The sequence below is a fragment of the Aeromonas bestiarum genome (assembly GCF_028751155.1).
Classification (GTDB): domain Bacteria; phylum Pseudomonadota; class Gammaproteobacteria; order Enterobacterales; family Aeromonadaceae; genus Aeromonas; species Aeromonas bestiarum.
In genome coordinates this window covers 4,588,136-4,615,000 of record NZ_CP064746.1, presented here as the reverse complement: position 1 = coordinate 4,615,000, position 26,865 = coordinate 4,588,136, and the positions used below count along the sequence as shown (strand labels likewise).

The window sequence follows — 26,865 nt, the reverse complement described above, 5'->3', positions numbered from 1 at the left end:
TAAGTAATATCCGGGAGACACACGGCGGGTGCTAACGTCCGTCGTGAAGAGGGAAACAACCCAGACCGCCGGCTAAGGTCCCAAAGTTCTGGTTAAGTGGGAAACGATGTGGGAAGGCTCAGACAGCTAGGATGTTGGCTTAGAAGCAGCCATCATTTAAAGAAAGCGTAATAGCTCACTAGTCGAGTCGGCCTGCGCGGAAGATGTAACGGGGCTCAAACCAGGCACCGAAGCCGCGGATTCACACTTATGTGTGAGTGGTAGGGGAGCGTTCTGTAAGTCTGCGAAGGTGTATCGAGAGGTATGCTGGAGATATCAGAAGTGCGAATGCTGACGTAAGTAACGATAAAGGGGGTGAAAAGCCTCCTCGCCGGAAGACCAAGGGTTCCTGTCCAACGTTAATCGGGGCAGGGTGAGTCGACCCCTAAGGTGAGGCCGAAAGGCGTAATCGATGGGAAGCAGGTTAATATTCCTGCACGACTTGTAATTGCGATGGGGGGACGGAGAAGGCTAGGTGGGCCAGGCGACGGTTGTCCTGGTGAAAGTGCGTAGGTGGTGTTTCTAGGCAAATCCGGAGACACAACACTGAGACACGAGACGAAGCCACTACGGTGGTGAAGCCATTGATGCCCTGCTTCCAGGAAAAGCCTCTAAGCTTCAGATTACAAGTCATCGTACCCCAAACCGACACAGGTGGTCGGGTAGAGAATACCAAGGCGCTTGAGAGAACTCGGGTGAAGGAACTAGGCAAAATAGAACCGTAACTTCGGGAGAAGGTTCGCTCTTGACAGTGAAGTCCCTTGCGGATGGAGCAGTTGGGAGTCGCAGTGACCAGATGGCTGGGACTGTTTATCAAAAACACAGCACTCTGCAAACACGAAAGTGGACGTATAGGGTGTGACACCTGCCCGGTGCCGGAAGGTTAATTGATGGGGTTAGCGCAAGCGAAGCTCTTGATCGAAGCCCCGGTAAACGGCGGCCGTAACTATAACGGTCCTAAGGTAGCGAAATTCCTTGTCGGGTAAGTTCCGACCTGCACGAATGGTGTAACCATGGCCATGCTGTCTCCACCCGAGACTCAGTGAAATCGAATTCGCCGTGAAGATGCGGTGTACCCGCGGCTAGACGGAAAGACCCCGTGAACCTTTACTACAGCTTGGCACTGAACATTGAACCTACATGTGTAGGATAGGTGGGAGGCTTTGAAGGCGTGACGCCAGTTGCGCTGGAGCCGTCCTTGAAATACCACCCTTGTATGTTTGATGTTCTAACGCAGGTCCCTGAATCGGGATCGCGGACAGTGCCTGGTGGGTAGTTTGACTGGGGCGGTCTCCTCCCAAAGAGTAACGGAGGAGCACGAAGGTTGGCTAATCCTGGTCGGACATCAGGAGGTTAGTGCAATGGCATAAGCCAGCTTAACTGCGAGACGGACAGGTCGAGCAGGTACGAAAGTAGGTCATAGTGATCCGGTGGTTCTGAATGGAAGGGCCATCGCTCAACGGATAAAAGGTACTCCGGGGATAACAGGCTGATACCGCCCAAGAGTTCATATCGACGGCGGTGTTTGGCACCTCGATGTCGGCTCATCACATCCTGGGGCTGAAGTCGGTCCCAAGGGTATGGCTGTTCGCCATTTAAAGTGGTACGCGAGCTGGGTTCAGAACGTCGTGAGACAGTTCGGTCCCTATCTGCCGTGGGCGTTGGATGATTGAAGGGAGTTGCTCCTAGTACGAGAGGACCGGAGTGAACGAACCTCTGGTGTTCGGGTTGTCACGCCAGTGGCACTGCCCGGTAGCTAAGTTCGGAATCGATAACCGCTGAAAGCATCTAAGCGGGAAGCGAGCCCTGAGATGAGTCATCCCTGACCCCTTGAGGGTCCTAAAGGGCCGTTGGAGACCACAACGTTGATAGGTGGGGTGTGTAAGCGCGGCGACGTGTTGAGCTAACCCATACTAATTACCCGTGAGGCTTAACCATACAACACCCAAGAAGTGTTCTGAGACTTGTAGCAAGTGCGAGACTACTTACCTAATTCAGTGATAACGACCAGGCAATAGCCAATCAGTCGTTACTCACGTCAGCTTTCCGAGATTGAAGTTATTTGCCTGGCGGCCATAGCGCCGTGGAACCACCTGATCCCATGCCGAACTCAGAAGTGAAACGCGGTAGCGCCGATGGTAGTGTGGCATTCGCCATGCGAGAGTAGGACACTGCCAGGCACCCAATTAAACGGTGATGTGAAAACACATAGCCGGCTGCGAGGATGACACCTCAATGAAGCGGCAGACAATTTAGCAAAAAGCTAACCAGACAGCGGAGCGGTAGTTCAGTCGGTTAGAATACCGGCCTGTCACGCCGGGGGTCGCGGGTTCGAGTCCCGTCCGCTCCGCCAATATTTGAAAAGCCCTGAACGCAAGTTCAGGGCTTTTTTCATTTTAGATATCCAAGAATTCAGCATTCGCTGCCAGTCCTTCCCCTCTTCCAGTATCCATACCACCTCATCCGATGATGTCGCGGGTCCTTGTTGCCGCTATAATGGCCGCCCTCAAGCAAGGTGGTGGTATGAAAGCAGAATATCTACAGCGATTCGGGGGCATTGCCCGTCTTTATGGTCAGAGTGCACTTGGCTCCTTCAGTCAGGCCAGGGTCTGCGTGGTGGGAATAGGCGGGGTCGGCTCCTGGGCGGCCGAGGCGTTGGCCCGCGCCGGCATCAATCAGATCACCCTGATCGACATGGATGATATCTGCATCACCAACACCAATCGCCAGATCCACGCCATGCAGGGTACGGTCGGCCGCCTCAAGACCGAAGTGATGGCAGAGCGCATTCGTGCCATCAATCCGGATTGTGAAGTGGTCGAGGTGGATGATTTCGTCACTCCTGACAACCTGGCCGAGCATATCAAGCGGGAGTTTGACTATGTGGTGGACGCCATCGATTCGGTCAAGGCCAAGGTGGCGCTGATAGCCTTCTGCAAGCGCAACAAGATCCCTGTGATAGTGGCTGGCGGTGCCGGCGGGCAGATGGACCCCACCCAGATCACAGTGGCCGATCTGGCCAAGACCATTCAGGATCCACTGGCGGCAAAGGTGCGCTCGGATCTGCGCCGGCTGCACAACTTCAGCAAAAACCCTGCTCGCAAGTTCGGGGTGGAGTGTGTCTTCTCAACCGAGCAGTTGAGTTATCCCGACGGCAATGGTGGCACCTGCCAGGCCAAGGCGGCCAGCGACGGCAACATGAAGATGGATTGTGCCTCCGGCTTCGGGGCCGTGACGCCGGTGACGGCGACCTTTGGACTGGTCGCCGCTTCCCGGGTGCTGAAGAAGATTGCCGAGCGGGGGGCCAAAGTGGAGCGCCTTGAGGCAGCCGCGAAGGCAGAAGAGATATCGCGGGTGGCCGGAGATCAGACCGACGCCTGATCCCGGATCGCCAGTACTATCGCCCTGAGCCCGTTACCCCGTGACGGGCTCAGGTGTTTTTCCAGCCCCAGTTCGGTGAAATAGGCCTCCATATCAAAGGCCTGAATCACTTCTGCGGATTGGTGGTTGAGCGCCGCCAGCACAATAACGATAAGGCCGCGTACTATGCGGGCATCGGAATCGCAGGCAAAGTGCCAGCATCCATCCTCGGTACTCTCTCCTTTTAGCCAGGCCAGGCTCTCACACCCCTTAAGGCGAAACTCCTCCTGCTGCCATTCGGGCGGCAGCGCAGGCAGTAGCTTGCCGAGCTGGATGATGAGCCGGTACTGGTTCTCCCAGCCGTGGGCGGCGGCGAATTGTCGGCGAATTGCTTCAGCGTCGGGTTCCAGGCCTATAGGGGTGTAGTGCTCGAGGCTTTTCATGTCGGTCATGGCTTAAAAGAAATCTTCCAGTCTGGTCAGGGCTGCCAGCAAGGCATCCACGTCGTCGTGATTGTTGTAACAGGCCAGCGAGGCCCGCATGGTACCGCCGATACCCAGGCTCTCCATCAGCGGCATGGCGCAGTGATGGCCGACCCGCAGCGCGATTCCCTGCATGTCGAGCAGGGTGGCTGCATCCTGCGAGTGGATATCCTGCAGCAGAAAGGAGACGGCGCCGGCGCGCTGGCCGGGTTCGCCGATCAGACGCAGGCCCGGCACCTGCCGCAGACCCGCCACCAGATAGTCGGTGAGAGCCTGCTCATGGCGCACCAGGGCAGCTCTGTCCAGCGTTGTGATGAAGTCGATGGCGGCAGCCAGGCCTATGGCACCGGCGATGTGCGGGGTGCCGGCCTCGAACTTGAACGGCAGGGCGTTGAAGGTGGTGCCGCTGAAACTGACCCTGTCGATCATCTCGCCGCCCGCCTGCCAGGGTGGCATGCGTGCCAGCAGTTCGGTTTTGCCCCACAGCACACCGATCCCGGTCGGGCCATAGAGTTTGTGCCCGGAGAAGGCATAGAAGTCGCACCCTATGGCCTGCACATCCACTTCCAAGTGAGCTACCGCCTGGGCGCCATCGATCAGGGTCAGGGCGCCAACCGCCTTGGCCGCGGCTACTATCTGCGCGACCGGATTGACGGTACCGAGCGCATTGGAGACATGTGCCACGCTCACCAACCGGGTGCTCGGTCCCAGCATGGCTAGATAGGCGGCCATATCGAGATCGCCCCGCTCATCGAGGGGGATGACCCGAATAATGGCACCGGTGCGCTCGGCAATCAACTGCCAGGGCACTATGTTGGCGTGGTGCTCCAGGGTGCTGAGTACGATTTCGTCCCCCGCCTTGAGCTCGCTCAGGCCCCAGCTCTGGGCGACCAGGTTGATCGCTTCCGTGGTACCACGGGTCCAGATCACTTCTCTGCTGTGAGGCGCCTTGATAAAGCGAGCGACCGTCTCGCGGGCGGTCTCGAAGGCCCGGGTGGCGCGGCTGCTCAGGGCATGGGCGGCGCGGTGCACGTTGGCATTGTCGGCACTGTAGTAGTGATTGATCGCATCCAGCACCGCCTGGGGTTTCTGGGTGGTGGCGGCATTGTCCAGATAGACCAGAGGGTGGCCGTTGACCTGCTGCGCCAAGGCCGGAAACTGGCCGCGCAGCCTCGCGTGCTGTTGCTGATTCATGCTCCCCTCGTCATCATCTGGAAAAGTCGGCCATGATCCTGAAAATGGCGCTCGAACACAAGGCGCACGATGCTTGCCGACTGATGGTGTGTGGCGCAGCGATGCGGCTCGCCCGCTGATTTCTGTTACAATGCCGCCCCTCATCATAAGCCAAGAGATCCGGCCCATGAAGCTCAACCCCAATCAGAACGAAGCGGTCAAGTTTGTCTCCGGCCCTTGCCTGGTGCTGGCGGGAGCCGGATCGGGCAAGACGCGCGTCATCACCAACAAGATCGCCTACCTGGTGCAGCAGTGTGGCTATAACGCCCGCAACATAGCTGCCGTCACCTTCACCAACAAGGCGGCGCGGGAGATGAAGGAGCGGGTCGGTCAGACTCTGGGTCGCAAGGAGGCGCGGGGACTCATGGTCTCCACCTTCCACACCCTGGGTCTCGACATCATACGCCGCGAGCACAAGAGTCTGAATCTCAAGGCTAACTTCTCCCTGTTCGACGACACCGACCAGCTGGCGCTGCTCAAGGAGCTGACCGAGGCTGAGCTGGATAACGACAAGGACAAGCTGTCGGCCCTGATCAGCCAGATCTCCAACTGGAAGAACGACCTCATACTGCCGGCGCGGGCCATGCGTATCGCCCAAGGGCCGGAAGAGGTGCTGATGGCCCAGCTCTACGAGCGCTATCACCGCCAGATGGTGGCCTACAACGCGCTCGACTTCGATGACCTTATCGTGATGCCGACCCTGCTGCTCAAGAGCAATGACGAGGTCCGCACCCGCTGGCAGAACAAGATCCGCTACCTGTTGGTCGATGAGTATCAGGACACCAACACCAGCCAGTACGAGCTGGTGAAGCAGATAGTCGGCGAGCGGGCCCGCTTTACCGTGGTTGGGGACGATGACCAGTCCATCTACTCCTGGCGTGGCGCCAAGCCGCAGAATCTGGTGCTGCTCAACGAAGACTTTCCGAGCCTCAAGCTCATCAAGCTGGAGCAGAACTACCGCTCCAAGGGACGCATTCTGAAATGCGCCAACATACTGATCGCCAACAATCCTCACGTGTTCGACAAGGCGCTCTTCTCCGAGCTCGATTACGGGGTGCCGGTTAAGGTGTTGTTTGCCAAGAACGAGGAGCACGAGGCGGAGCGGATCGCCGCCGAGCTGATGGGGCACAAGTTCATGAACCGCACCCGCTTCAAGGATTACGCCATCCTCTACCGGGGCAACCATCAGTCGCGCATCTTCGAGAAGGCGCTGATGACCAACCGCATCCCTTATCGCATCTCGGGTGGCACCTCGTTTTTCTCCCGTACCGAGATCAAGGACATCATGGCTTACCTCAAGCTGCTGGTGAATCCGGACGAGGACACCGCCTTCCTGCGGGTGGTCAACCTGCCGCGGCGGGAGATAGGTCCCACCACCCTCGAGAAACTTGGCCAGTATGCCAACCAGCGCGGCAAGAGCCTGTTTGCCGCCAGCTTCGAGCTGGGGCTGGAGCAATCGCTCTCCGGCCGTGGTCTGGTGGCCCTGCAGGCCTTCACCAACTGGCTGGTGCGACTCGGCGATCAGGCCCTGCGCGGCAACCCGGTGGAGGCGGTGCGGGACATGATTAAGGAGATCCACTATGAGGAGTGGCTCTACGAGACGTCCCCCAGCCCGAAGGCGGCCGAGATGCGGATGCAGAACGTCTCCACCCTCTATCGCTGGATCACCGAGATGCTGGAAGGGGATGAGCTGGAGGAGTCGATGACGCTCGCCCAGGTGGTCACCCGCCTTACCCTGCGTGACATGATGGAGCGCAACGAGGGGGAGGATGATGCGGATCAGGTGCAGCTGATGACGCTGCACGCCTCCAAGGGGCTGGAGTTCCCCTACGTCTTCATGGTGGGGATGGAAGAGGGCCTGTTGCCCCACCAGACCAGCATAGATGAAGACAATGTGGAGGAGGAGCGACGTCTCGCCTACGTGGGTATCACCCGCGCCCAGACCGAGCTGACCTTCACCCTCTGCAAGGAGCGGCGCCAGTATGGCGAGTCGGTGCGGCCCGAGCCGAGCCGCTTCCTGCTGGAACTGCCTCAGGACGATCTGGAGTGGGAGAACCAGAAGAAGGTGACGGCCGAGGAGCGCCAGCAGAAGGGGCAAGTCGGGGTTGCCAACCTGAGGGCGCTGTTCAAGAAGGATTGAGTCGGCGGCTAGCCGCGCTCACTCTTGGTCTGGGTGAGCAGGGGTGTGATATCGGCTCCCGGCATGGGGGGGGAGATGTAGCGCCCTTGCCCCATCAGGCAACCCATGTCGATCAGCTTCTGCAACTGCTGCTGGTTCTCGATGCCTTCGACTACCAGGGTGAAGTCCAGATCCTGGCAGATATCCCGCATGGCGCGGATCAGCGCCAAATCCTTGGGGGATTGCAGCATGCGATGGGTGAAGCTGTCATCCACCTTGATGTAATCCACCGGGAAATGGAACAGGGCGTTGAGGGAGGAGAAGCCGGTGCCAAAATCATCCAGACTGATCTGAATGCCCTTGGCCCTCAGTTCGTGCAGGGAGGTGAGGGCGTCGGAATCCTGCCGCGACAGCTCCCGCTCGTTGAATTCAAAGATGAGATAGCCAGGCGCTATCCCCTCGGTTTCTATGATGTCCATCAGCCGCATGATCTGCTCGTGATTGACCAGATGCTTGCCGGAGAGGTTGATGGCGACCTTGAACTTGCTCTGGCCCGAGATGGGCAACCACTCTTTCAACTGTTGGCAGGTGTGGCGCAGGATCTGGTAATCCAGCTCCTGAATGAGGCCGCACTGCTCCGCCAGTGGGATGAAGTCGAAAGCATCCTTGAGCACCCCCTCTTCGGTGATCCAGCGCGCCATCACCTCCAGTCCGGTCAGGCGGCTGTCCTTGAGCCGGATCACCGGCTGGAAATAGGGCAGTATGCGGCCCTCCCGCAGGGCCCTGGCCAGCATCTCTTCCGGTGAGGCCCAGGTCTGGGCAGAACACTCTTCCGAATAGCTGACGATACGGCTGCGCCCGTTGCGCTTGGCTTGGTACATGGCCAGATCGGCTTGATGCAGCAGCTGGCTGATGTCGGTGGTCTGCTCCGATACGCTGGCCACCCCCAGGCTGACCGTGATGCTCAGCTCGTTGCCTTGCAGCCGGAAGGGATAGGAGAGGCGGCTGATGATGCGATTGAGCACAGGGCTGATGTCATCCTCATTCTTGCTGTTGTCCAGATAGATGACGAACTCGTCTCCTCCCAGCCTGGCCACCATGTCGTTCTGCCGGATGCAGGTTTGCAGACGGCGGCTCATCTCCTTTAGCAGTTGATCGCCGGCGCCATGACCCAGGGTGTCATTGACCTGCTTGAAATGATCCACATCGATGAAGATCAGCGAGAACCCGGGGGATTTGTAACGGTGGAAGTGGGTCATGGCATGGTTGAGGTGGTTCATCAGCAGGGCCCGGTTCGGCAACTGGGTCAGCGGATCGTGCAGGGCATCGAACTGCAACCTGCGCTCCAGCTCCTGATGCTGCTTGAGCTGCTTCTGCAATCTCAGGTTGGTCTGCCGCAGCTGTTGCAGGCGTTGATTGATGGAGTCTTCCGAATTGATATCGTGCAGCTGTTGCCGGATCCGTCTCAGCTCCAGTAACAGAGTCAGCTGGCTGCGCAGGAAGTCGAGGAACAGCCGATCGTCCGTCTCCAGTGGCTGCGGGGTGCTGATGATGAAATGGGCGAAATATTGCTGCTGCAGCCGCAGAGGCTGGCTGTACCAGAACAGCTGCTCCCTGTGCTGCTCCATGTTGTTGGTGCTGTGACACATGCCTGCGATGAACTCATCGCCGTGCAGCGGCAGCTCGGGATAGATCTTTTCCAACTGGTGGCTGTCGATGCGCACCAGCAGCATGTCCTGGATGCTCAGCATCTGGCGCAGCACGGCTTCCAGCTGGGAGAACAGGGCCTGGCTGGGCAGGGTATTGGCCAGGCGAATGATGCGATTGATGCTCTCGATTTTTTTCTGCCAATCCGGATCCTTGCGGATGAGCGGAGAAGCCAGTTCCGAGAGTTGCGAGCCGGCCTGGGTTTCATTCAATCGCTTGGCGAGGCACTCCAGCAGCAGGCGCAGGGTGGGCAACTCCTTGGGCTGGCTGCAGGCCAGCAACCACTGCACCTGGCCATGCTCGATGGGAAACACGCACCAGCCCTGGGCTTCATCAAGCTGGGTCAGCTGTTCTGTGAGTCGTGATTCCTCCAGCCCCAGCTGCAGCTTGAAACTGTCGGAAATCTGATGTTCGCATACCCAGTGCAGCCCAGCCTCTGACAAGCCCAGCATGCCGAAATGTTGCAGCGGGCAGAGCTGGTCCAATTGCTGGATCAGGGTGTCGTAATCTTTGGGCGTGGCAGAGGAGGGGGCAGGGAAATCCATAATAGCGGACACCAACGCCAGCAAGGGAGTCGAATACTGTGGTGCTATGGGTTGCGCTGACATAGAAACTCCCGGTTTGCCTACCCTACAAAGAGTAGTCGGAAGTGAACAGATTGAAAGGGCCGCAATTGCGGCCCTTTCAATCACTTAGAGCTTGTCGATCATATAGTGAATTGCGTTTTCGATCTCTTCATCGCTACAGGTGGCGCAAGTCCCCCGTGGCGGCATGACGCCGGTCTTGCCAGCGAAGCCTTCGATGGCATGTTTCTTCAATGTATCAATGCCTTGGGCAATACGTGGCTCCCACGCTGCCTTGTTACCGCGTTTCGGTGCACCGGCAATCCCCATGTCATGGCAGGCGAAGCAAGCGCCCTTGAACACGGCCTCGCCATCGCGTGGGCCTGAGGGGGCCGCCGTTGCAGGAGCTGCGCCTGCGGTCGCAATTCCTTCCAGATCCTTGGCGGTATAGACTTGACCGACAGGCTTGATCCGTTCGGCAATCGCTTCCGGTGACATATCATCGGCAGCAAGCACCACGCCGGACAGACTGGCAGCCGTCATCCCGACAACCAGCAAATAGCTCAGTTTTTTCAACACGCTCATGTACTCCCAGCAGGCTTTTATTATCCCTAGAAAACGACTGGATTATAACCGAATAGTTACAGCCATTTAAACGCTTGTGTGTGAAGTGTTAAGCACTCTGCGTGCAAAGTTTCTTCGTCAGATCACAAACTGGCGAGGAGAGGCGCAGAAAAAGAAACCCGGTCTTCACCGGGTTTCATGGGATTGAGCCGCCGGGAGGCTTATTTATCCCAGCTGAGGATCACCTTGCCGGACTGGCCGGAGCGCATGGCATCGAAGCCCTGCTGGAAGTCATCTATATCAAAACGGTGGGTGATGATGGGGGAGAGGTCCAGTCCTGACTGGATCAGGCTGGCCATCTTGTACCAGGTCTCGAACATCTCGCGACCGTAGATCCCTTTGATAAACAGACCCTTGAAGATCACCTTACCCCAGTCGATGGCCATGGTGGCGGGCGGGATGCCGAGCATGGCGATCTTGCCGCCGTGGTTCATCTTGTCGATCATGTCCTGGAAGGCGCTGGGCACACCGGACATCTCCAGCCCCACATCGAACCCTTCGGTCATGCCCAGCTCGCTCATCACGTCGGAGAGTTTCTCCTTGGCCACGTTGACTGCGCGGGTGGCGCCCATCTTGCGGGCCAGCTCCAGCCGGTATTCGTTGACGTCCGTGATCACTACATGGCGGGCGCCCACGTGGCGGCAGACGGCGGCAGCCATGATGCCGATGGGGCCTGCGCCCGTGATCAGTACGTCTTCACCGACCAGGTCGAAGGAGAGGGCTGTGTGCACCGCGTTGCCGAACGGATCGAAGATGGCGGCCAGTTCATCGGGGATGTTGTCCGGCAGCTTGAAGGCGTTGAAGGCCGGGATCACCAGATACTCGGCGAAGGCGCCCGGGCGGTTGACGCCCACGCCTATGGTGTTGCGGCACAGATGGGTGCGGCCGGCGCGGCAGTTGCGGCAGTGGCCGCAGGTGATATGGCCTTCACCAGAGACGCGATCCCCCACGGCGAAGCCGCGCACTTCCTGGCCGATGGCGACCACTTCCCCGACGTATTCATGGCCGACCACCATGGGCACCGGGATGGTTTTCTGGGACCAGTCGTCCCAGTTGTAGATGTGGATGTCGGTGCCACAGATGGCGGTCTTGCGGATCTTGATCAGCAGGTCGTTGTGGCCGAGCTCGGGGGCCGGTACGTCCGTCATCCAGATGCCGACTTTTTTGTGCAGTTTGGAGAGTGCTTTCATGGTTGTTCCTTCACGATGAATGCAGAAAAAAGGGGCGTTCGGCCCCTTGATTCAAATCAGATAACGCCGAGTTCACGGCCGATGCGGATGAAGGCATCAATGGCCTTGTCCAGCTGCTCGCGGGTGTGGGCGGCAGACATCTGGGTGCGGATGCGGGCCTGGCCCTTGGGCACGACCGGGAAGGAGAAGCCCACCACATAGATGCCGGCAGCCAGCATGCGGCTCGCCATCTCGGAGGCCAGCTTGGCATCCCCCAGCATCACAGGGATGATGGCGTGATCGGCACCTGCCAGGGTGAAGCCGGCGGCGCTCATCCGCTCGCGGAAATACTGGCTGTTCTCTTTGAGGCGAGCGCGCAGCGCGTGGCCCTCCGCCAGCATGTCGATCACCTTGATGGTGGCCGAGACGATGGACGGCGCCAGCGAGTTGGAGAAGAGATAGGGGCGGGAGCGCTGACGCAGCCAGTCGATCGCCTCTTTCTTGCCGGAGGTGTAGCCGCCGGAGGCGCCGCCGAGCGCCTTGCCCAGGGTGCCTGTGATGATGTCGACCCTGTCCAGCACGCCGCAGTATTCGTGGGTGCCGCGGCCGTTCTCGCCGATGAAGCCGACGGCGTGGGAGTCGTCCACCATCACCAGGGCATCGTATTTGTCGGCTAGATCGCAGATGGATGTGAGGTCGGCGATGACGCCATCCATGGAGAAGACCCCATCGGTGGCGATCAGCTTGAAGCGGGCGCCGTCGGCGTCAGCCTGCTTGAGCTGGGCTTCCAGCTCGGCCATGTCGTTGTTGGCGTAGCGATAGCGTTTTGCCTTGCACAGCCGCACACCGTCTATGATGGAGGCGTGGTTGAGGGCATCGGAGATGATGGCGTCTTCTGTGCCGAACAGGGTCTCGAACAGGCCGCCGTTGGCATCGAAGCAGGAGGAGTAAAGGATGGTGTCCTCGGTGCCGAGGAAGGTGGACAGCTTCTGTTCCAGCACCTTGTGATTGTCCTGAGTGCCGCAGATGAAGCGCACCGAGGCCATGCCGAAACCGTGGCTATCCAGCCCCTGATGGGCCGCTTCGATAAGGTCCGGGTGGTTGGCCAGCCCCAGATAGTTGTTGGCACAGAAGTTCAGTACCTGCTCGCCACCCACCGCAATCTGGGCCTGCTGGGCCGAGGTGATGATGCGCTCCTGCTTGTACAATCCTTCCGCCTGCACCTGGCTAAGTTGCTCGGTCAGGTGACGATAGAATCCGTTAGACATCCTCGATCCTCATTGGCTATTTCAGCTGATTATCAACAATGGGCAGTATTTTACTGCAATCTGTTGCGGTGAATTCAAATTATTGTGCTGATATTCAACAATTGTGAAACAGATCTCACCCTGCTGGTTGGGCCAGTTGGCGGTAATGCTGCTCCAGCTGGCGGATCTGCCCGGCCACCTGGGGCTGTACATAGGGGCGCAGCAGGAACAGCACCCGCAATACCCCCTGATAGAGCAGCGGCTTGGTGATGCGGGTATTGGGCGCCTGGGCAATCTGGAACGGGATCCAGCAGGTCACCACCATCTTGATGGTCTGGCCAAGGTCGGGCAGGTCTTCGTCGTTGACGTCAATGATGCCCCCCTCACGCAGGCTCCTGAGCAGGGCAACCACGGAGGAGCGCAACTGCTCCTGGGCCTTGAGGTATTTCTGCTGCAGCGGCTCATCGCGACTCAGGATGTCCGGTAGATTTGCGTAGAAGAAACGGAACTGCCACATCAGATAGAAGATGGCATCCAGGTAGCCCATCAGGTTTTCCAGCTTGATCTCGTTGCTGCGCGCCGGGGTGAAGCTCTCGCTCAGGTGGCGGGCGTATTGATCAAAAATCGAGTGGATGATGTCTTCTTTATTCCTGAAGTGGTAATAAAGGTTGCCAGGGCTGATGCCAAGATGGGCGGCAATGTGGTTGGTGGTGATGTTGCGCTCACCCTGATCGTTGAACAGCTCTGTGGCGCTGTGAATGATCCTGTCTCTGGTTTTCATCACTGTTCCCTCTGGCGGGCCCGTTGCATCAAGGTCGAATCCCCTTGCAGCCCGTGATAAACTTTTCGGCAATTTCAAATTGGCTCACTATACACAGCTTTAACAAGCAGTCACACGTGACCATCAACGTACGCGAGGCAAACTCCATGATCGTAGTAACTGGCGGTGCTGGCTTTATCGGCAGCAATCTGGTCAAGCAGCTGAACGCTCAAGGACGGACCGATATCGTGGTCATCGATGACCTGACCGACGGCACCAAGTTCGTCAACCTGGTCGATCTGACCATTGCCGATTACATGGATAAGGACGAGTTCCAGGCGCGGATCGTCTCCGGTGACGAGTTTGAAGAGTGGGACGACGGCATCGAGGTTATCTTCCACGAAGGTGCCTGCTCCGCGACCACCGAGTGGAACGGCAAGTTCATCATGGAGGTCAACTACGAGTACTCCAAGGATCTGTTCCACTACTGCATCGAGCGGGAAATTCCGTTCATCTACGCCTCTTCCGCTGCGACCTACGGTGGCCGCAACGACAACTTCATCGAAGATCCCAAGTTCGAGCAGCCACTCAACGTCTATGGCTACTCCAAGCAGCTGTTCGACCAGTACGTGCGCCGCTGGATGCCGGAGATAAACTCCCAGGTCGTGGGTCTGAAGTACTTCAACGTCTACGGTCCACGCGAGCAGCACAAGGGCTCCATGGCTTCCGTCGCCTTCCACCTCAATACTCAGGTGAAGAAGGGCGAGAATCCCAAGCTGTTCGAAGGCTGTGACGGTTTCCCAAACGGTGGCCAGATGCGTGACTTCATCTATGTGGATGACGTCTGCAAGGTGAACCTCTGGTTCTGGCAGAACCCGCAGCACTCCGGCATCTTCAACTGCGGTACCGGTCGTGCCGAGCCGTTCCAGAACGTGGCCGAAGCCGTTATCCAGCATCATCAGAAAGGGGCCATCGAGTACATTCCCTTCCCGGATCACCTCAAGGGTCGCTATCAGAGCTTCACCCAGGCAGACATGACCAGGCTGCGCGGTGTCGGTTATGACGCCGAGTTCAAGACAGTGGCCGAAGGCGTGGCCGACTACATGGCCTGGCTCAACCGCTAACGGGTGAGCACAAGGCGGCAGTGTTGCGCGCAAAACCGGAAGCAGGCACTCGCCAGCTTCCGGTTTCTGGCGTCTGTTACGGCTTGCCGTTCCTCTCTTCTCTACCGGGTAACCGCGCGATGAACATATTGATGGCACTCTCCCAGCTCGAAGTGACGGGAGCTGAGGTCTATGCCACCACGGTCGGTAACGAATTGACCCGGCGTGGTCACAACGTTTTTTACGTTTCAGACACGCTGACCAAGCCCACTCTGGGTGCGGTGTTCAAGCTGCGTTTCAACAAGCGCAGCATACTGCGCCGCTTCTGGCATGTGTTTTATCTCATCTACCTCATCAAGAAGCATCACATCCAGTTAGTGCATGCACACTCCCGAGCCTCCGGCTGGAGCAGCTATGTGGCCTGCAAGCTGACCGGTACGCCGATGATCACCACGGTTCATGGCCGTCAGCCGGTGCACGCCTCCCGCAAGGCTTTCCATGCCCTCGGGTTCAGGGCCGTGGCCGTCTGCGAGGATATTGCCCACCAGATCATCGACAATCTGGGGGTGGATCCGGCCATAGTGCAGGTGCTGCGCAACGGCATCGAGACTGACAAGTTTCAGCCAGTGCCGGCCCCGCACAACGCCAGGCCGGTGATCGCCATCATAGGGCGGCTGAGCGGGCCCAAGGGCGAGCTCTGTTATCGCCTGCTGGACGAGGTGTTGGATCTGGATGCCTGTCAGGTTCGGGTGGTGAGCGGCAGCCAGCTGCCTGGGCGTTTCCACCGCTTCCAGCAGCAGGTCGATTTCGTCGGTTATGTGGATGATGTGCCTGCGCTGATGGCGCAATGCGATCTGGTGATCGGTGCAGGCCGGGTGGCGATGGAGGCGTTGCTGTGCGGGCGTCCCGCGTTTGCCATCGGTGAGGCCAAGGCGATTGGTCTGGTGACCGAACAGAATCTGGCCGAGGCGCTGGCTAGCAACTTTGGTGACATAGGCCCCCAGGATCTGGCGATCGACTTCAGTGCCTTGAAGACACAGATAGCACCCGCATTGGCCAGCAAGAGTGTGCCTGAGGTCATTCGCCTGCGCATTCAGGATGAGTACGGCTTGGAGAAAGTAGTATCCGGGCTGGAATCCATCTATCAGGATGCCGTGGTCGAGACCCTGCGCTGCGAGATGCCTGTCATCATGTACCACCGCTTCATCGAGCATGACAGCGAGAAGGGGGTGCACGGCACCTGGATGCCGATTGCCATGTTCGAGAAGCATCTTCGTTTAATGAAATGGTTGGGTTATGAAACTCTGACCTTCCGCGATCTGGCGGACAAGGGCTTCATTCACCGCCTGCAGTACGGCAAGAAGTACCTGATGATTACCGCCGATGACGGCTATCAGGACAACCTGACCCGCATGCTGCCACTGCTGGAAAAATACGGTTACAAAGCAGTGGTATACGTGGTCACGGGAGAAGGTTATAACCGCTGGGATGTGGAGCATGCGAGCAACCCGGACACCCGGGTTGACCTGATGAATGGCGAGCAGCTCAAGGCGCTGACGGCCTCCGGCCATGTGGAGATCGGCGGTCATACTCTGACCCATCCCAGGCTTAGCAAACTTACACCCGATCAGCAAGCTCATGAAATAAGAGAAAATAAACGGCAACTTGAGGCATTGCTCGGTCACTCTTTGCTGTCGTTCGCCTACCCTTATGGGGATATGGATGAGAGTGCCAAGGTGCAGGCGCAGGCCGCAGGCTACCGTTTTGCTGTTGCCACCAACAGCGGGCCCAGAGCCATGCACCAGGACCCCTTCCGGATCCGCCGCATCGCCATTTTCCCGCGTACCGATGTTTTTGGCCTGTGGCGCAAAATCCGGGGTAACTATGTCTTCAGGAAGTCTTGATTGATGCCCAGCAAAAGAAGTATTGAATTGTTAGATAGAATTACCACTGCCCTGTTTGGGCTGACCATCATCTTTTCTTTTTGTGGCCTGTTTCTGGTCCCTTTCGGCCAGAGCATTCAATCCAATCTGCTGGCCGTAACCGGCATATTCGGTTTGTTGAATTACTTTGTCGGCAAACAAGGGGATGTCGGGCTCAAAGACCGTCGCATTCTCTGGGGTCTGCTGGTCTATGCCGCCATGATCTTCGTCAACCGGTTGATCCACGGTGATCAATACGGGGTCATGCGCGGGCTGTTCTATGTCCTCGTCTTTGCGCTGATGATGCCGCGCAAGCCGATCCTGTTGATGCTGGGTTATCTGGCCATCGTGCTGGGCGGGATGGGATTGGGTATCCTCAGCATCTGGCAATACCAGCACGGCATTGCCAGGGTGGAAGGGTTTACCAATGCTATTCTCTTTTCGCAGGCCGCGCTGACCTTAGTCATTCTCAACTGGTTCGTCTTTCAGCAGGAACGGCTGCCTGGATGGTTGAGGGCGGGGGGGCTGGTTGGCTTGATGGCAGCCCTGTTTGCGCTTTATCTCTCCCAGAGCCGGGGGGTTTGGCTCGCCTTCGGGGTCATTCTCGCCTACGTCATCTGCTACAAAGCCTACTTCAAGCCGTGGAAATACGTTGCGGTAGCCATGCTTTGCGTGGCTTCAATTGGAGTTATTTATCATACCAATCAGCTGGTACAGAGCAGGGTTCACTCTGCCGTGTCGGATCTCAAGTTGGTAGAGGAAGGTTCATATGATTCATCTTGGGGCTTGCGCGTTGTGGCATGGCAGAGCGCTTGGCTAGGATTTTTGGATGTACCCTTGGCCGGGGTGGGGACAAATGGATTTGACGCACTGAAGCGAAGCCAGGCTGAGAGCGGGGTTCTATCTCCATCGATTCTTAGCTCAGAGCTGGCCCATGCCCATAACCAATATATGCAGAATCTGGTGATCCGCGGCAGCATAGGATTTATTGCACTGGTGATCTTTCTTGGCCTGCCACTCTATCTTGCCGCGAAAAATATAAACAGGATTTCTGCAGGGGTACTGGTGCCTCTGGCGTTTGCGATTAATTCGCTAAGCGATGTTCCGTTTGAACATCAAGGGGTGCTCTATTTGTATACGCTCAGCCTGGTTTTCATCTGGTTTGCCCATGAGTTTGAAAAGGATACCTGTACGTCATGATTCCGGTTTTTGTCATCAGTTTGGCTCGCAGCGTTGAGCGGCGGGCGATGGTTGTACAGCAGATGGCGCATCTTGGCATCAATTTCGAGTTTGTAGATGCGACCGATGGGAAAGCATTGAGCAGTGCGGAACTTTCCAAGGTTGATTTGGAGCTGGCCAAAGAAGTGTGTGGCCATGAGCTGAGTTTTGGCGAGATTGGCTGTGCCATGAGCCATATCCGTGTTTATGAGCGCATAGTCGCCGAGGGAATTGATCGCTGCGTGGTGTTGGAAGATGACATTTACCTGCACATGCACAGCAAGGCGATCATCGAGACGATAGTGCGCTCCTGCCATTCGGAGATCGTCTTCCTGCATCATGGCAAAGCCAAGCGCTGGCCAATTCTTTCCTCCTTGCCGGGTGGTTATCGGCTTGCCAGATATCTGACACCGAGTCGCACCTCCAGGAGAGGGATCCTGTCGACCGCAGGGTATGTTCTGACCCTGGCCGGGGCGAAGAAATTATTGCAGTGTGCTTATCCGCTGCGCATGCCTTCCGATTATCTGACTGGTCGCCTGCAGCTTAATGGCCTGGCTGCCTCCGGTGTTGAGCCCTGTTGCCTGGATGTGGATCTCTTCACCACCACGATTGATGATCGGGCTTACGGCCACTATCTGGAATAGGCGGGTTGTCCTGGCCGGGATTGGGGTCAGTAAACACCCCTGTTGTCCTGGTCGGCGAAGTGGGGCCATACATGCTGGATAATCTATGAATTTCAAAAAGTTGCTTACCCATTCCATTGCCAAGTGGGTCATTGGCAGCCAGCCTGCTGCCCTCCCGAGCCCCGTCGGAACAGAATTGGCAAGCGTGCTGCTGGTCGGTTATGACGCCATCGGCGACTTCATTCTGTCATTGCCGGCCATTGCGCAGCTCAGGCGCCTGTATCCAGCCGCCCGATTTGACCTTGTGTGCAGCCAGCGCAATGCGCTGCTGGCGGCATCTGTGCCCGGTATTGATCAATGCCATGTGATCACCCTGAACGACACCCTGTTGCCAGCGGGCATGTGGTGCAAACTGCGCGAGCTCAGGCAACGGCACTATGACGTGGTCATCAACCTGTTCGATGAGCCCGACGATATCGCCATGGCCAAGCTGCTGTTGCTGGCCAATGGTCGATTGCAGTCATTGCCCCTGCGCTTCAAGAGCGAACAGCAGCAGCGGTTGCTGCCGCTGTTCAACGAAAAGGCCACCATAGTGCCGTCACGTCCCATCCGGGATCATTTCGTCTATCGCATGCTCAGCGTGGCGGGGGATCAAACGGATGTACCGGTCACCATACCATCGCCCTGCAATGAACAGCTGGATACCAGTGGCTATGGGCGTTATCTGCTGGTCAATCTGACCGGCAGTCAGGTGGGCAATTCGATGGCGGATGAGCAAATCAACGGCATTCTGGCCCAATTGCCTGTGTATCCTGGGGTTTCCTATCTGGTCTTCTCCAGGCGCCCTTTGGCATGCCCGCGGCAGGACATGACAGCCCTGTTTCCCGACACCATTCTCGATGCGGCAAAGATTATCAAGGATGCGCAGGGTGTCATCTCGACCGATACCTCCATCATCCATATCTCGTCTTCGTTCGGGGTGCCCACCCTGGTGTTGATGAACAACGAGTCCTGGCGCGATGCCTTTATTCCGCTCTCTGGCCGCAATCTCATCCTGAGATCGACCACGGACAACCTTTCCGCGCTTTCGCCTGCCGAGATCAGCCGTCAGGTCGATGCCTTGATGGCGCTCTAGTTGCGTCAGACTGTTATCATACCTTCCCAATTCAACGGCCATCCTGGTGGATTCATGTCATTAATCAACGACCTGCAACTCAAGCGTGACATTCTTCGCCGCAAGATGGGACGGTTCCTGTTTGATCGAAAACGGCCTGAACCTACCAGGGAGAGTGAGGGAAAAGTCGTCCTGCTGCGCTGGGATGCCAAACTGGGCGATGCGATCGTCTCGTCCTGGGTGGCCCGCGAACTAAAGCGGGTCAACCCGGCACGCGAGGTATGGATAGTTACAACGGCAGCCATGGCTCCCCTGTTTCGCGATCATTTTGGCATGGATAGGGTCATCGAGGTGCCCAAGCGCCCCGGTTATTGTCAACTCAGGCGACTGGCACTGTCACTGGGGGAGGTCGGTTGCCTGGTTCACTTTGGCAAGATGTTGAAGATGAAGGATATCTTTTTCATCAGCCAGGTCAGGGCAGATTGGGTCGCTGGCATGGACGATGCCCTGCAGGCCATCAATCTCAAGCTGGGAGCCGCGTCCAGCGGCATGCACTTCTCCGACAAGTTTGCCCTGCTGTTGAATCGACTCGGGGTGGCAGACCCTGATCGGCGCTACATCATCCCCGCTTTGGGTCAGGAGGCGTCGGTGGCGAGCTGGTGGCCAGATGATGTCGTGCTCTGCTTCAACCCTTATGGCAGCGGCAGCTCCCGCCGCCTGAAGCCGGAGCTGATCCGGCAGATGCTGGAGAGGATGCTGGACGCCTGCCCATTTGCCATCTGCCTGCTATATCCGCCGGGAATGGAGGCGGAAGTCGCTGGGATCCGGGCCGGACTCTCCCGACCCGAGCGCATGGTATTGTCACCCGATGCACCCTCGCTGGCGAGCCTGTTTGCCCAGTTGCGTCAGAGTCAGGGCCTCATCTCGGTGGATACGGCGACCATACATATCGCTGCCGGGCTGGAACAACCCATTCTGGGTCTCTACAACCCGGATATAGGGGGTGGCAACGAGAATTTCCTGGAGTGGCATCCCAACTCCCCGTCAGCGACCGTCCTGTTCTCGGAGAATCTCCGCGAACAGGACATCAACTCTCTCAACCTGACCGAATTCGACCGGCTATTCAGGCAGTGGCTGCTTGCCAATCAGGCAGCGCTGTCAGTCGGGCAATCACCAGCTCGGGTGTGATGGCGCGCAACAGGGTGTCATCGATGAAGTCTTTCTCCGCATTTTGCGGCAGCTGGAAGGTCGGCCCTTTGGCATCGAAGATATCGATGGCCTGATAGCGGGGGTGGTTGACCGGATTGGCGATGATCTTGTCGCCGCCGGGGGCCACTATGGTCAGCAGGGGCAGGTCTATGGCCTGGGCCATGTGGCGGGGGCCGGTATCGTTGCCGACAAACAGCTGGCAATGGGCAAACAGCCCCACCAGTTCCCGCACCGAGCGGGTCTTGATCTGATCAAACACGCGGGCCTGCAAGGCGGCAGGCAGCAGCGGCTTGAGACCGCGGTTGTACTCTTCTTCGCCCGGCCCGCAGTAGATCAGGATCTGGGCGTTGTGCTGTTCGATGAGCCACTGGGCAACCTGGGCGAAGCAGTCGATGGGCCAGCGCTTGTAGTGCCCCAGCGAGTTGACGCCCATGGCGATCAAGGGCCGTGCGAGATCGACGCCGGCCGCCTGCAAGGTTTCCCGTCCCTGCTGTTTCTCCTCTTCGCTCAGCCAGAGATGGTAGTTGCGATCTTCTTTGGCCAGTTTGAGCGGCTTGAGCAGCGAGAAGCGGTCGTCGATCAGGGTACTGTTGCCTTGGAATTCGGTGTCTTTGCGAAAGCGCACTATACGGTTGTGGCCGAGCCGCCAGGGGAAGGAGTCAAATCCTATCCGCAACCTGGCGCCGGAGAAGAGGCAGGTCAGCAGGCCTATCATCTGGCCCTGGCTGTTGACCACCACGTCATAGTGTTCGCGGCGGATAGCCAGCAGCAGGTCTTTCATGTAGCGCCAGTCGTTGCGCCTGGCTTTCTCTATGATGAGGAGTCGATCGATATTGGGATTGCCCTGCGCCATACCCGCGCAATAATCCATGACCAGATAGTGAACTTCCCCGGTTGGATCGTTCTGCTTGAGGTTGTTGCACAGCGCGGTGGAGATCAGCACATCCCCTATCTGTTTGGTTTGTACTACAAGGTATTTCATAAGGCAGGCCTCAATAGAGGTCGTTGTTGAGCATCAGCGTGACAGCATACCGCACAAGCGAGTCAGATGCTGTCGGTCAGGAATGAAAATCCGATCTGGCTCAAGCCAAGGGTAGTGTGGTGCAGGCATGGAGTAGAAGCCCGTCGTTGACGGGCTTCTTGCATCCATTACTCGATGTTCTGGATCTGCTCGCGCATCTGCTCGATGAGCACCTTCAGCTCGACGGCGGACTGGGTCACCTCGGCGTTGATGGACTTGGAGCCCAGCGTGTTCGACTCGCGGTTGAACTCCTGCATCATGAAGTCGAGACGGCGGCCACAGGCGCCCCCCTTCTTCATGATCTTGACGGTTTCGCTGATGTGCATCTCCAGGCGATCCAGCTCCTCGGCCACGTCGATCTTCTGGGCCAGCAGCACGATTTCCTGCTCGATGCGGGCCGGATCCAGTTCCACCTTGGCCTCGGTCAGGCGATCGGTGAGCTTCTGGCGCTGCCACTCGATGATCTGCGGCAGGTGTATGCGCACCTTCTTCACTTCCACCTGGATGCCGTCCAGACGCTGCTGGATCAAGTTCTTGAGGTTGGCCCCTTCGCTGGCGCGGGAGGCGATGAAGTCTTCCATGGTCTGGTCAAACCCGCCGAGCAGCTCGGTGGCAACCGCGTCCATGTCCTGCTCGGCGGCGGCCATGACACCCGGCCAGCGCAGCACGTCGACCGGGTTGAGCTGACCTTGGCCCGCTTCTTTCATTACCCAGTTGGCGCTGTCGATGATGAGCCTGGCCAGCTCTTCATTGATGTGCAGCTGGCTGGCGGCGGCCTGAGCGGCTTCGAAACGCAGGTTGCACTCCACCTTGCCGCGCTGCAGCTTGGCACGGAAACGCTCACGCAGTACCGGCTCCAGGCTGCGCAGTTGCTCCGGCAGACGGATATAGGTTTCCAGATAGCGCTGGTTGACCGAACGAATTTCCCAAACGGCTGTGCCCCAGTCGCCCTTGAATTCCTTGCGGGCGTAGGCGGTCATGCTGTGAATCATTGATTGTTCCGGGCTTGATGAAGTGTGCGGCCAGTATACTCAGCCAGACTTGTCCCGTCAGCCATAGCCGTGGCTTTAGAACCCGTTCCGGCTTTTGTGGGACAGTGTTGAGCCGGGCCCGGTGCTGCCCCGGCTCATGAACGAGGGTGATGGACGCAGGTTTCTGCGTGCTTCCTCACCCTTGCGATGACTGCTCACGACCGATGATGAACGGCTTCTTAGCGGCTGATATTTGGGGCTGGATCACTTATACTCCTTCGCCAATTTGAGCCAGCCCAGAGGTCCGTTCCATGTCACGTCCAAGCGATCGCAGTGCCGCGCAACTTCGCCCGGTTACCATTACCCGCAATTTCACCAAACATGCAGAAGGCTCAGTGCTGGTGGAGTTCGGTAACACTCGCGTGCTCTGCACCGCCAGCGTCGACACCAGCGTTCCGCGCTTCCTGAAAGGGAAGGGTCAGGGTTGGGTCACCGCCGAATATGGCATGCTGCCGCGCTCCACCCATTCGCGCATGAACCGTGAAGCCGCTGCCGGCAAGCAGAGTGGCCGTACCCTGGAGATCTCCCGTCTGATCGCCCGCTCCCTCCGTGCTGCAGTCGATCTGACCGCGCTGGGCGAGCACTCCATCACGGTGGACTGCGACGTGCTGCAGGCCGATGGCGGCACCCGCACCGCCGCCATTACCGGTGCCTGTGTGGCCTTGGTGGACGCGCTGAACTGGATGGTAGGCAAGGGCATGCTCAAGCAGAGCCCGCTCAAGCAGATGATCGCTGCGGTCTCCGTCGGCATGTATCAGGGCGAAGCCATCTGCGATCTGGAGTACATCGAAGACTCCGCCGCCGAGACCGACATGAACGTGGTGATGACCGAAGATGGTCGCATCATAGAGGTGCAGGGCACCGCGGAGGCGGAACCCTTCACCCATGAGGAGCTGCTGGCGATGCTGGGGCTCGCCAAGGGCGGCATTGAAGAGATCATTGGGCTGCAGAAGCAGTCGCTTTCATAATTTTAAAAACGCGGCATTGACCGCGTTTTTTTATACCCCCACACAAGTAAACGACAAGCCAAGCAAGGAGCCAGAATGAAAGCCTACCAGCGTCAATTTATCGAGTTCGCTCTGGAGAAACAGGTCCTCAAATTCGGTGAATTTACCCTGAAATCCGGTCGTAAAAGCCCCTACTTCTTCAACGCCGGTCTGTTCAACAGTGGTCGCGATCTGGCCCGCCTCGGCCGCTTCTATGCCGCCGCCCTGATGGATGCCGGCATCGAGTTCGATGTGCTGTTTGGCCCGGCCTACAAGGGGATCCCCATCGCCTCCGCCACCGCCGTGCAGCTGGTGGAGCAACACGACGTGGATGTGCCCTGGTGCTTCAACCGCAAGGAGGCCAAGGATCACGGCGAGGGCGGCAATCTGGTGGGCAGCCCGCTCAAGGGGCGCATCATGCTGGTGGACGACGTCATCACCGCCGGCACCGCCATCCGTGAATCCATGGATCTGATCCAGACCAACGGTGCCTCCCTGGCTGGCGTACTGATCGCGCTGGACCGTCAGGAGAAGGGCAAGGGGGAGCTCTCCGCCATTCAGGAGGTGGAGCGTGACTACGGCGCCCACATCATCGCCATCATCCAGATGAGCGACCTGATCCAGTATCTGGAAGAGAAGCAGGCCGAGCAGCCGGCGCTGGCGGCGCAACTGGCCGCCATGCAGGCTTATCGCGCCCAGTACGGTATCTGATCGCCGGCTGCTCTTATAAGGCGTGACGTCAATACGGCGGCGCCCGTCGCCTGCCCGGGGGATCCGGCAGGGGGCGGGCGCCGTTTTTTTTCATGTTTAAAAAAGTGCGTGTCGTGGCTTGAGCTTGCCCTTACAGTAAAGGTTAGGGTTTAGCGGTCGGCAGCCAGTTTGGCCGATTGGTTCCGAGGAGGAACAGCATGAGCACCCAACTTCAACCCCCCATTCATCTGCAACTGCCGCTCAGCGGCATGAGCTGCGCCAACTGCGCCAGCCGCATCAGCACAGCCCTCAACCAGCTCGATGGCGTGACGGCCACCGTCAACTTCGCGCTGGAGCAGGCGGCCATCGAGCTAGGTGACCCGGCCCGCTTGCCCGAGGTACTCGACAGCATCACAGGGCAGGGTTACGGCTACGGCCACGAGACCCTCTCCTTCCAGATCAGCGGCATGACCTGTGCCGGTTGCTCCGCGCGTCTCAACAAGATGCTGGCGGCGCTGCCGGGCGTGCTCTCGGCCGAGGTCAATTTCTCCATTGAGCAGGCCCGCATCGAGCTGGTGCCCGGCATGCAGACCCCGGCCTCGTTGCGCGAACAGATAGAGGCACTCGGCTTTGGTGCCCAGCTGGCGCAGGGCTCGGCCAGTGCGCGCCGCCAACAGTTGCAGGCGCGTGAAGAGCAGGAGGCCGCCACCGCGCACAAGGCGCTGATCCAGGTTGTTATTTCGGCCCTGCTGACCCTGCCGCTGCTGGTGGGCATGATCGCCATGGCGGGGCTGCTGCCCTGGCATATACCCGCCTGGCTGGAGCTGGTGCTGGCCACCCCGGTGCAGTTCTGGATCGGGGCCCGTTTCTATCGCGGCGCCTGGCTCGCCCTCAAGAACCGCGCGGCCAATATGGATGTGCTGGTGGCGACCGGCACCAGTGCCGCCTACTTCTACAGCCTCTACCTGCTGCTGACGCTGGGGATGGCCGCCAGCGGCAAGCTCTATTTCGAGGCGAGCGCCATCATCATCACGCTCATTTCGTTGGGCAAACTGCTGGAGGCGAGAGCCCGCCGCAGCACCCAGTCCGCCATTCGCGAACTGATGGCGCTGCGGCCGGAAACCGCCACCGTCTGGCGTGGCGAGAGCTGGCAGAGCCTGACCATCGACGAGGTGCTGCGCGGCGATCGGCTGCGGGTGCTGGTGGGTGAGCGGGTACCGGTGGATGGCAAGATAGTGAGCGGCGAGAGTGAGCTGGATGAATCCATTCTCACCGGCGAGAGTCTGCCGGTGCCGCGGGGTATCGGGGAGAGCGTGCTGGGCGGAGCCATCAACCGCTCCGGCGTGCTGGAGATCGAAGCCACTACTGTGGGGGAGGATTCCAGCCTCAGCAAGATCATCGCCCTGGTGGAGAGCGCCCAGATGGGCAAGGCGCCGCTGCAACAGCTGGTGGACAAGGTGTCCGCCGTGTTCGTGCCTGTGGTGATGGCCATAGCCCTGTTCACCCTGCTGGTGTGGTACGCCATCGGCAACGACTTCGGTCAGGCGCTGCTGGCCGCCGTGGCCGTGCTGGTGATCGCCTGTCCCTGCGCGCTGGGGCTGGCGACGCCGGCAGCCATCGTCACCGGCACCGGGGTGGCGGCTCGCCACGGCATCCTGATCAAAGACGTGGATACCCTGCAGAAGGCCCACGCCATCAAGGCGCTCATCTTCGACAAGACAGGCACGCTCACTCAGGGGCGGCCCGTGCTGGCGAGCTGGAGCGGCAATGACGAGCAGTTGCGCCTGGCAGCCGCCCTGCAGCAGGCGAGCGAGCATCCGCTGGCACTGGCCATGCGTGAGGCGGTCGGCGCAGACGTGGTGCTGCCCCAGCCGGAGGAGGTCGAGGTGCGGGTCGGTGCCGGGATCACAGGCCTGGTGGCGGGCCATGAGGTGGCCATCGGCAACACCGCCCTGCTGGCCCAGCTCGGGATTGAGCAGCCGCAGCAGGATGAACAGCCTGCCGACGGTGCGACCCGGGTCTGGGTCGCCATCGACGGTGTAGCCGTCGGCATCGCCGCCCTGGCCGACACCCTGAGGCCGGAGAGCCCAGAAGCCATCGCCACCCTGCGCCAGCGCGGCATCGCCAGCTGGCTGGTGAGCGGCGATGCGCCGGCACCCGTGGCCCATATCGCAGCCAAGCTGGGGCTGGACGGGGCGTTCGACTCCGTGCTGCCCGCCGGCAAGGTAGACAAGGTGGAGGCGCTGCGCGCACAAACTACCGGGCTGGTGGCCATGGTGGGGGACGGGGTGAACGACGCTCCTGCGCTGGCGGCGGCGGACGTGGGCATCGCCATGGGCTCAGGCTCGGACGTAGCGATGGAGACGGCCTCCATCACCCTCATGCGATCGGATCCGCGGCTGGTGGCCGATGCCATCGACATCTCGGCGGCCACTTGGCGCACCATACAGCAGAACCTGTTCTGGGCCTTCGTGTTCAACATCATCGGCATTCCGCTGGCGGCACTGGGCTATCTCAGCCCCGAGCTGGCAGGCGCGGCCATGGCCCTGAGCAGCATCACGGTATTGAGCAATTCCCTGTTACTGAAACGCTGGCAGCCCAAGGCGGGCACCCATGCCGGCGCTCACCTGGATTCGTAAGGAGTC

20 protein-coding genes, 1 tRNA gene and 2 rRNA genes (1 of these 23 running past the window's edge) are annotated in these 26,865 nt (G+C 59.0%); 14 read left to right on the top strand and 9 right to left on the bottom strand.

Going from position 1 to position 26,865, the window contains the following annotated elements; translation table 11 throughout:
• The 4 genes from IU367_RS21385 to tcdA form a co-directional block, all read left to right on the top strand.
• Positions 1–1,977 (top strand): 23S ribosomal RNA (locus IU367_RS21385) (it extends 913 nt beyond the left edge of the window).
• Positions 1,978–2,104: 127 nt separating this feature from the next.
• Positions 2,105–2,219: ribosomal RNA gene (rrf, locus tag IU367_RS21380) — 5S ribosomal RNA — on the top strand.
• A 96-nt stretch (positions 2,220–2,315) separates the two neighbouring features.
• A tRNA-Asp gene (locus IU367_RS21375) sits at positions 2,316–2,392 on the top strand.
• Positions 2,393–2,562: 170 nt separating this feature from the next.
• Positions 2,563–3,420: a tRNA cyclic N6-threonylcarbamoyladenosine(37) synthase TcdA gene (tcdA, locus tag IU367_RS21370; protein ID WP_274453047.1), complete on the top strand. Its 858-nt coding sequence runs from the start codon at positions 2,563–2,565 to the stop codon at positions 3,418–3,420.
• Here the strand turns inward: tcdA and IU367_RS21365 are convergent.
• A complete protein-coding gene (locus tag IU367_RS21365) occupies positions 3,405–3,842 on the bottom strand; it encodes a SufE family protein (protein WP_274453046.1) in 438 nt (145 codons plus the stop codon). The two genes, tcdA and IU367_RS21365, sit on opposite strands and share 16 nt — an antisense overlap.
• Positions 3,843–3,854: 12 nt before the next feature.
• Positions 3,855–5,075 (bottom strand): aminotransferase class V-fold PLP-dependent enzyme, encoded by a 1,221-nt coding sequence (locus tag IU367_RS21360; RefSeq protein ID WP_274453045.1) that lies wholly within the window; start codon positions 5,073–5,075, stop codon positions 3,855–3,857.
• 166 nt (positions 5,076–5,241) lie between these two features.
• Here IU367_RS21360 and rep point away from each other — a divergent pair, with 166 nt between their 5' ends.
• A complete protein-coding gene (rep, locus tag IU367_RS21355) occupies positions 5,242–7,254 on the top strand; it encodes a DNA helicase Rep (RefSeq protein WP_098981367.1) in 2,013 nt (670 codons plus the stop codon).
• A gap of 8 nt (positions 7,255–7,262) precedes the next feature.
• Here the strand turns inward: rep and IU367_RS21350 are convergent, their stop codons facing one another.
• The 5 genes from IU367_RS21350 to IU367_RS21330 all read right to left on the bottom strand — a co-directional run bounded on the left by IU367_RS21350 (position 7,263) and on the right by IU367_RS21330 (position 13,324).
• Positions 7,263–9,548 carry a putative bifunctional diguanylate cyclase/phosphodiesterase gene (locus tag IU367_RS21350; RefSeq protein WP_098981370.1) on the bottom strand — a complete coding sequence of 762 codons (2,286 nt, stop codon included), beginning with the start codon at positions 9,546–9,548 and terminating at the stop codon, positions 7,263–7,265.
• Positions 9,549–9,632: 84 nt separating this feature from the next.
• Positions 9,633–10,088, bottom strand: a complete 456-nt coding sequence (locus IU367_RS21345) for a c-type cytochrome (protein ID WP_274453044.1) — start codon at positions 10,086–10,088, stop codon at positions 9,633–9,635.
• A gap of 200 nt (positions 10,089–10,288) precedes the next feature.
• A complete protein-coding gene (tdh, locus tag IU367_RS21340; protein ID WP_274453043.1) occupies positions 10,289–11,317 on the bottom strand; it encodes an L-threonine 3-dehydrogenase in 1,029 nt (342 codons plus the stop codon).
• Positions 11,318–11,373: 56 nt separating this feature from the next.
• Complete coding sequence (locus IU367_RS21335; RefSeq protein ID WP_274453042.1) at positions 11,374–12,564, bottom strand: glycine C-acetyltransferase; 1,191 nt, start codon at positions 12,562–12,564, stop codon at positions 11,374–11,376.
• 115 nt (positions 12,565–12,679) lie between these two features.
• A complete protein-coding gene (locus tag IU367_RS21330) occupies positions 12,680–13,324 on the bottom strand; it encodes a TetR/AcrR family transcriptional regulator (RefSeq protein WP_042870427.1) in 645 nt (214 codons plus the stop codon).
• Positions 13,325–13,470: 146 nt separating this feature from the next.
• On the opposite strand from IU367_RS21330, the gene rfaD reads away from it, so the two are divergent.
• From rfaD to IU367_RS21300, 6 genes are all read left to right on the top strand, one after another.
• A complete protein-coding gene (rfaD, locus tag IU367_RS21325; protein ID WP_043142960.1) occupies positions 13,471–14,427 on the top strand; it encodes an ADP-glyceromanno-heptose 6-epimerase in 957 nt (318 codons plus the stop codon).
• Positions 14,428–14,546: 119 nt separating this feature from the next.
• Positions 14,547–16,310 (top strand): bifunctional glycosyltransferase family 4 protein/polysaccharide deacetylase, encoded by a 1,764-nt coding sequence (locus tag IU367_RS21320; RefSeq protein WP_274453040.1) that lies wholly within the window; start codon positions 14,547–14,549, stop codon positions 16,308–16,310.
• 3 nt (positions 16,311–16,313) lie between these two features.
• Positions 16,314–17,528 (top strand): O-antigen ligase family protein, encoded by a 1,215-nt coding sequence (locus IU367_RS21315; RefSeq protein WP_274453038.1) that lies wholly within the window; start codon positions 16,314–16,316, stop codon positions 17,526–17,528.
• The gene (locus tag IU367_RS21310) at positions 17,525–18,190 is read left to right on the top strand and encodes a glycosyltransferase family 25 protein (protein WP_274453037.1); all 666 of its coding nucleotides are present in this window, start codon (positions 17,525–17,527) and stop codon (positions 18,188–18,190) included. The genes IU367_RS21315 and IU367_RS21310 overlap by 4 nt, the downstream gene beginning before the upstream one ends.
• An 85-nt stretch (positions 18,191–18,275) precedes the next feature.
• Positions 18,276–19,304 (top strand): glycosyltransferase family 9 protein, encoded by a 1,029-nt coding sequence (locus IU367_RS21305; protein WP_274453036.1) that lies wholly within the window; start codon positions 18,276–18,278, stop codon positions 19,302–19,304.
• Between the two features lie 54 nt (positions 19,305–19,358).
• Positions 19,359–20,471, top strand: a complete 1,113-nt coding sequence (locus IU367_RS21300; RefSeq protein ID WP_274453035.1) for a glycosyltransferase family 9 protein — start codon at positions 19,359–19,361, stop codon at positions 20,469–20,471.
• Here the strand turns inward: IU367_RS21300 and IU367_RS21295 are convergent.
• Entirely contained in the window at positions 20,407–21,474 is a 1,068-nt protein-coding gene (locus IU367_RS21295) for a glycosyltransferase family 9 protein (RefSeq protein WP_274453034.1), read from the bottom strand. The two genes, IU367_RS21300 and IU367_RS21295, sit on opposite strands and share 65 nt — an antisense overlap.
• 167 nt (positions 21,475–21,641) lie before the next feature.
• Complete coding sequence (locus tag IU367_RS21290; protein WP_103472337.1) at positions 21,642–22,505, bottom strand: YicC/YloC family endoribonuclease; 864 nt, start codon at positions 22,503–22,505, stop codon at positions 21,642–21,644.
• 290 nt (positions 22,506–22,795) lie between these two features.
• Here IU367_RS21290 and rph point away from each other — a divergent pair, with 290 nt between their 5' ends.
• From rph to IU367_RS21275, 3 genes are all read left to right on the top strand, one after another.
• Positions 22,796–23,512, top strand: coding sequence for a ribonuclease PH (rph, locus tag IU367_RS21285; RefSeq protein WP_043142571.1), 717 nt, complete (start codon positions 22,796–22,798; stop codon positions 23,510–23,512).
• Positions 23,513–23,587: 75 nt separating this feature from the next.
• Positions 23,588–24,241: an orotate phosphoribosyltransferase gene (gene pyrE, locus IU367_RS21280; protein ID WP_274453032.1), complete on the top strand. Its 654-nt coding sequence runs from the start codon at positions 23,588–23,590 to the stop codon at positions 24,239–24,241.
• Positions 24,242–24,438: 197 nt separating this feature from the next.
• A complete protein-coding gene (locus tag IU367_RS21275; RefSeq protein ID WP_274453031.1) occupies positions 24,439–26,859 on the top strand; it encodes a heavy metal translocating P-type ATPase in 2,421 nt (806 codons plus the stop codon).
• The last annotated feature ends 6 nt before the right edge of the window (positions 26,860–26,865 follow it).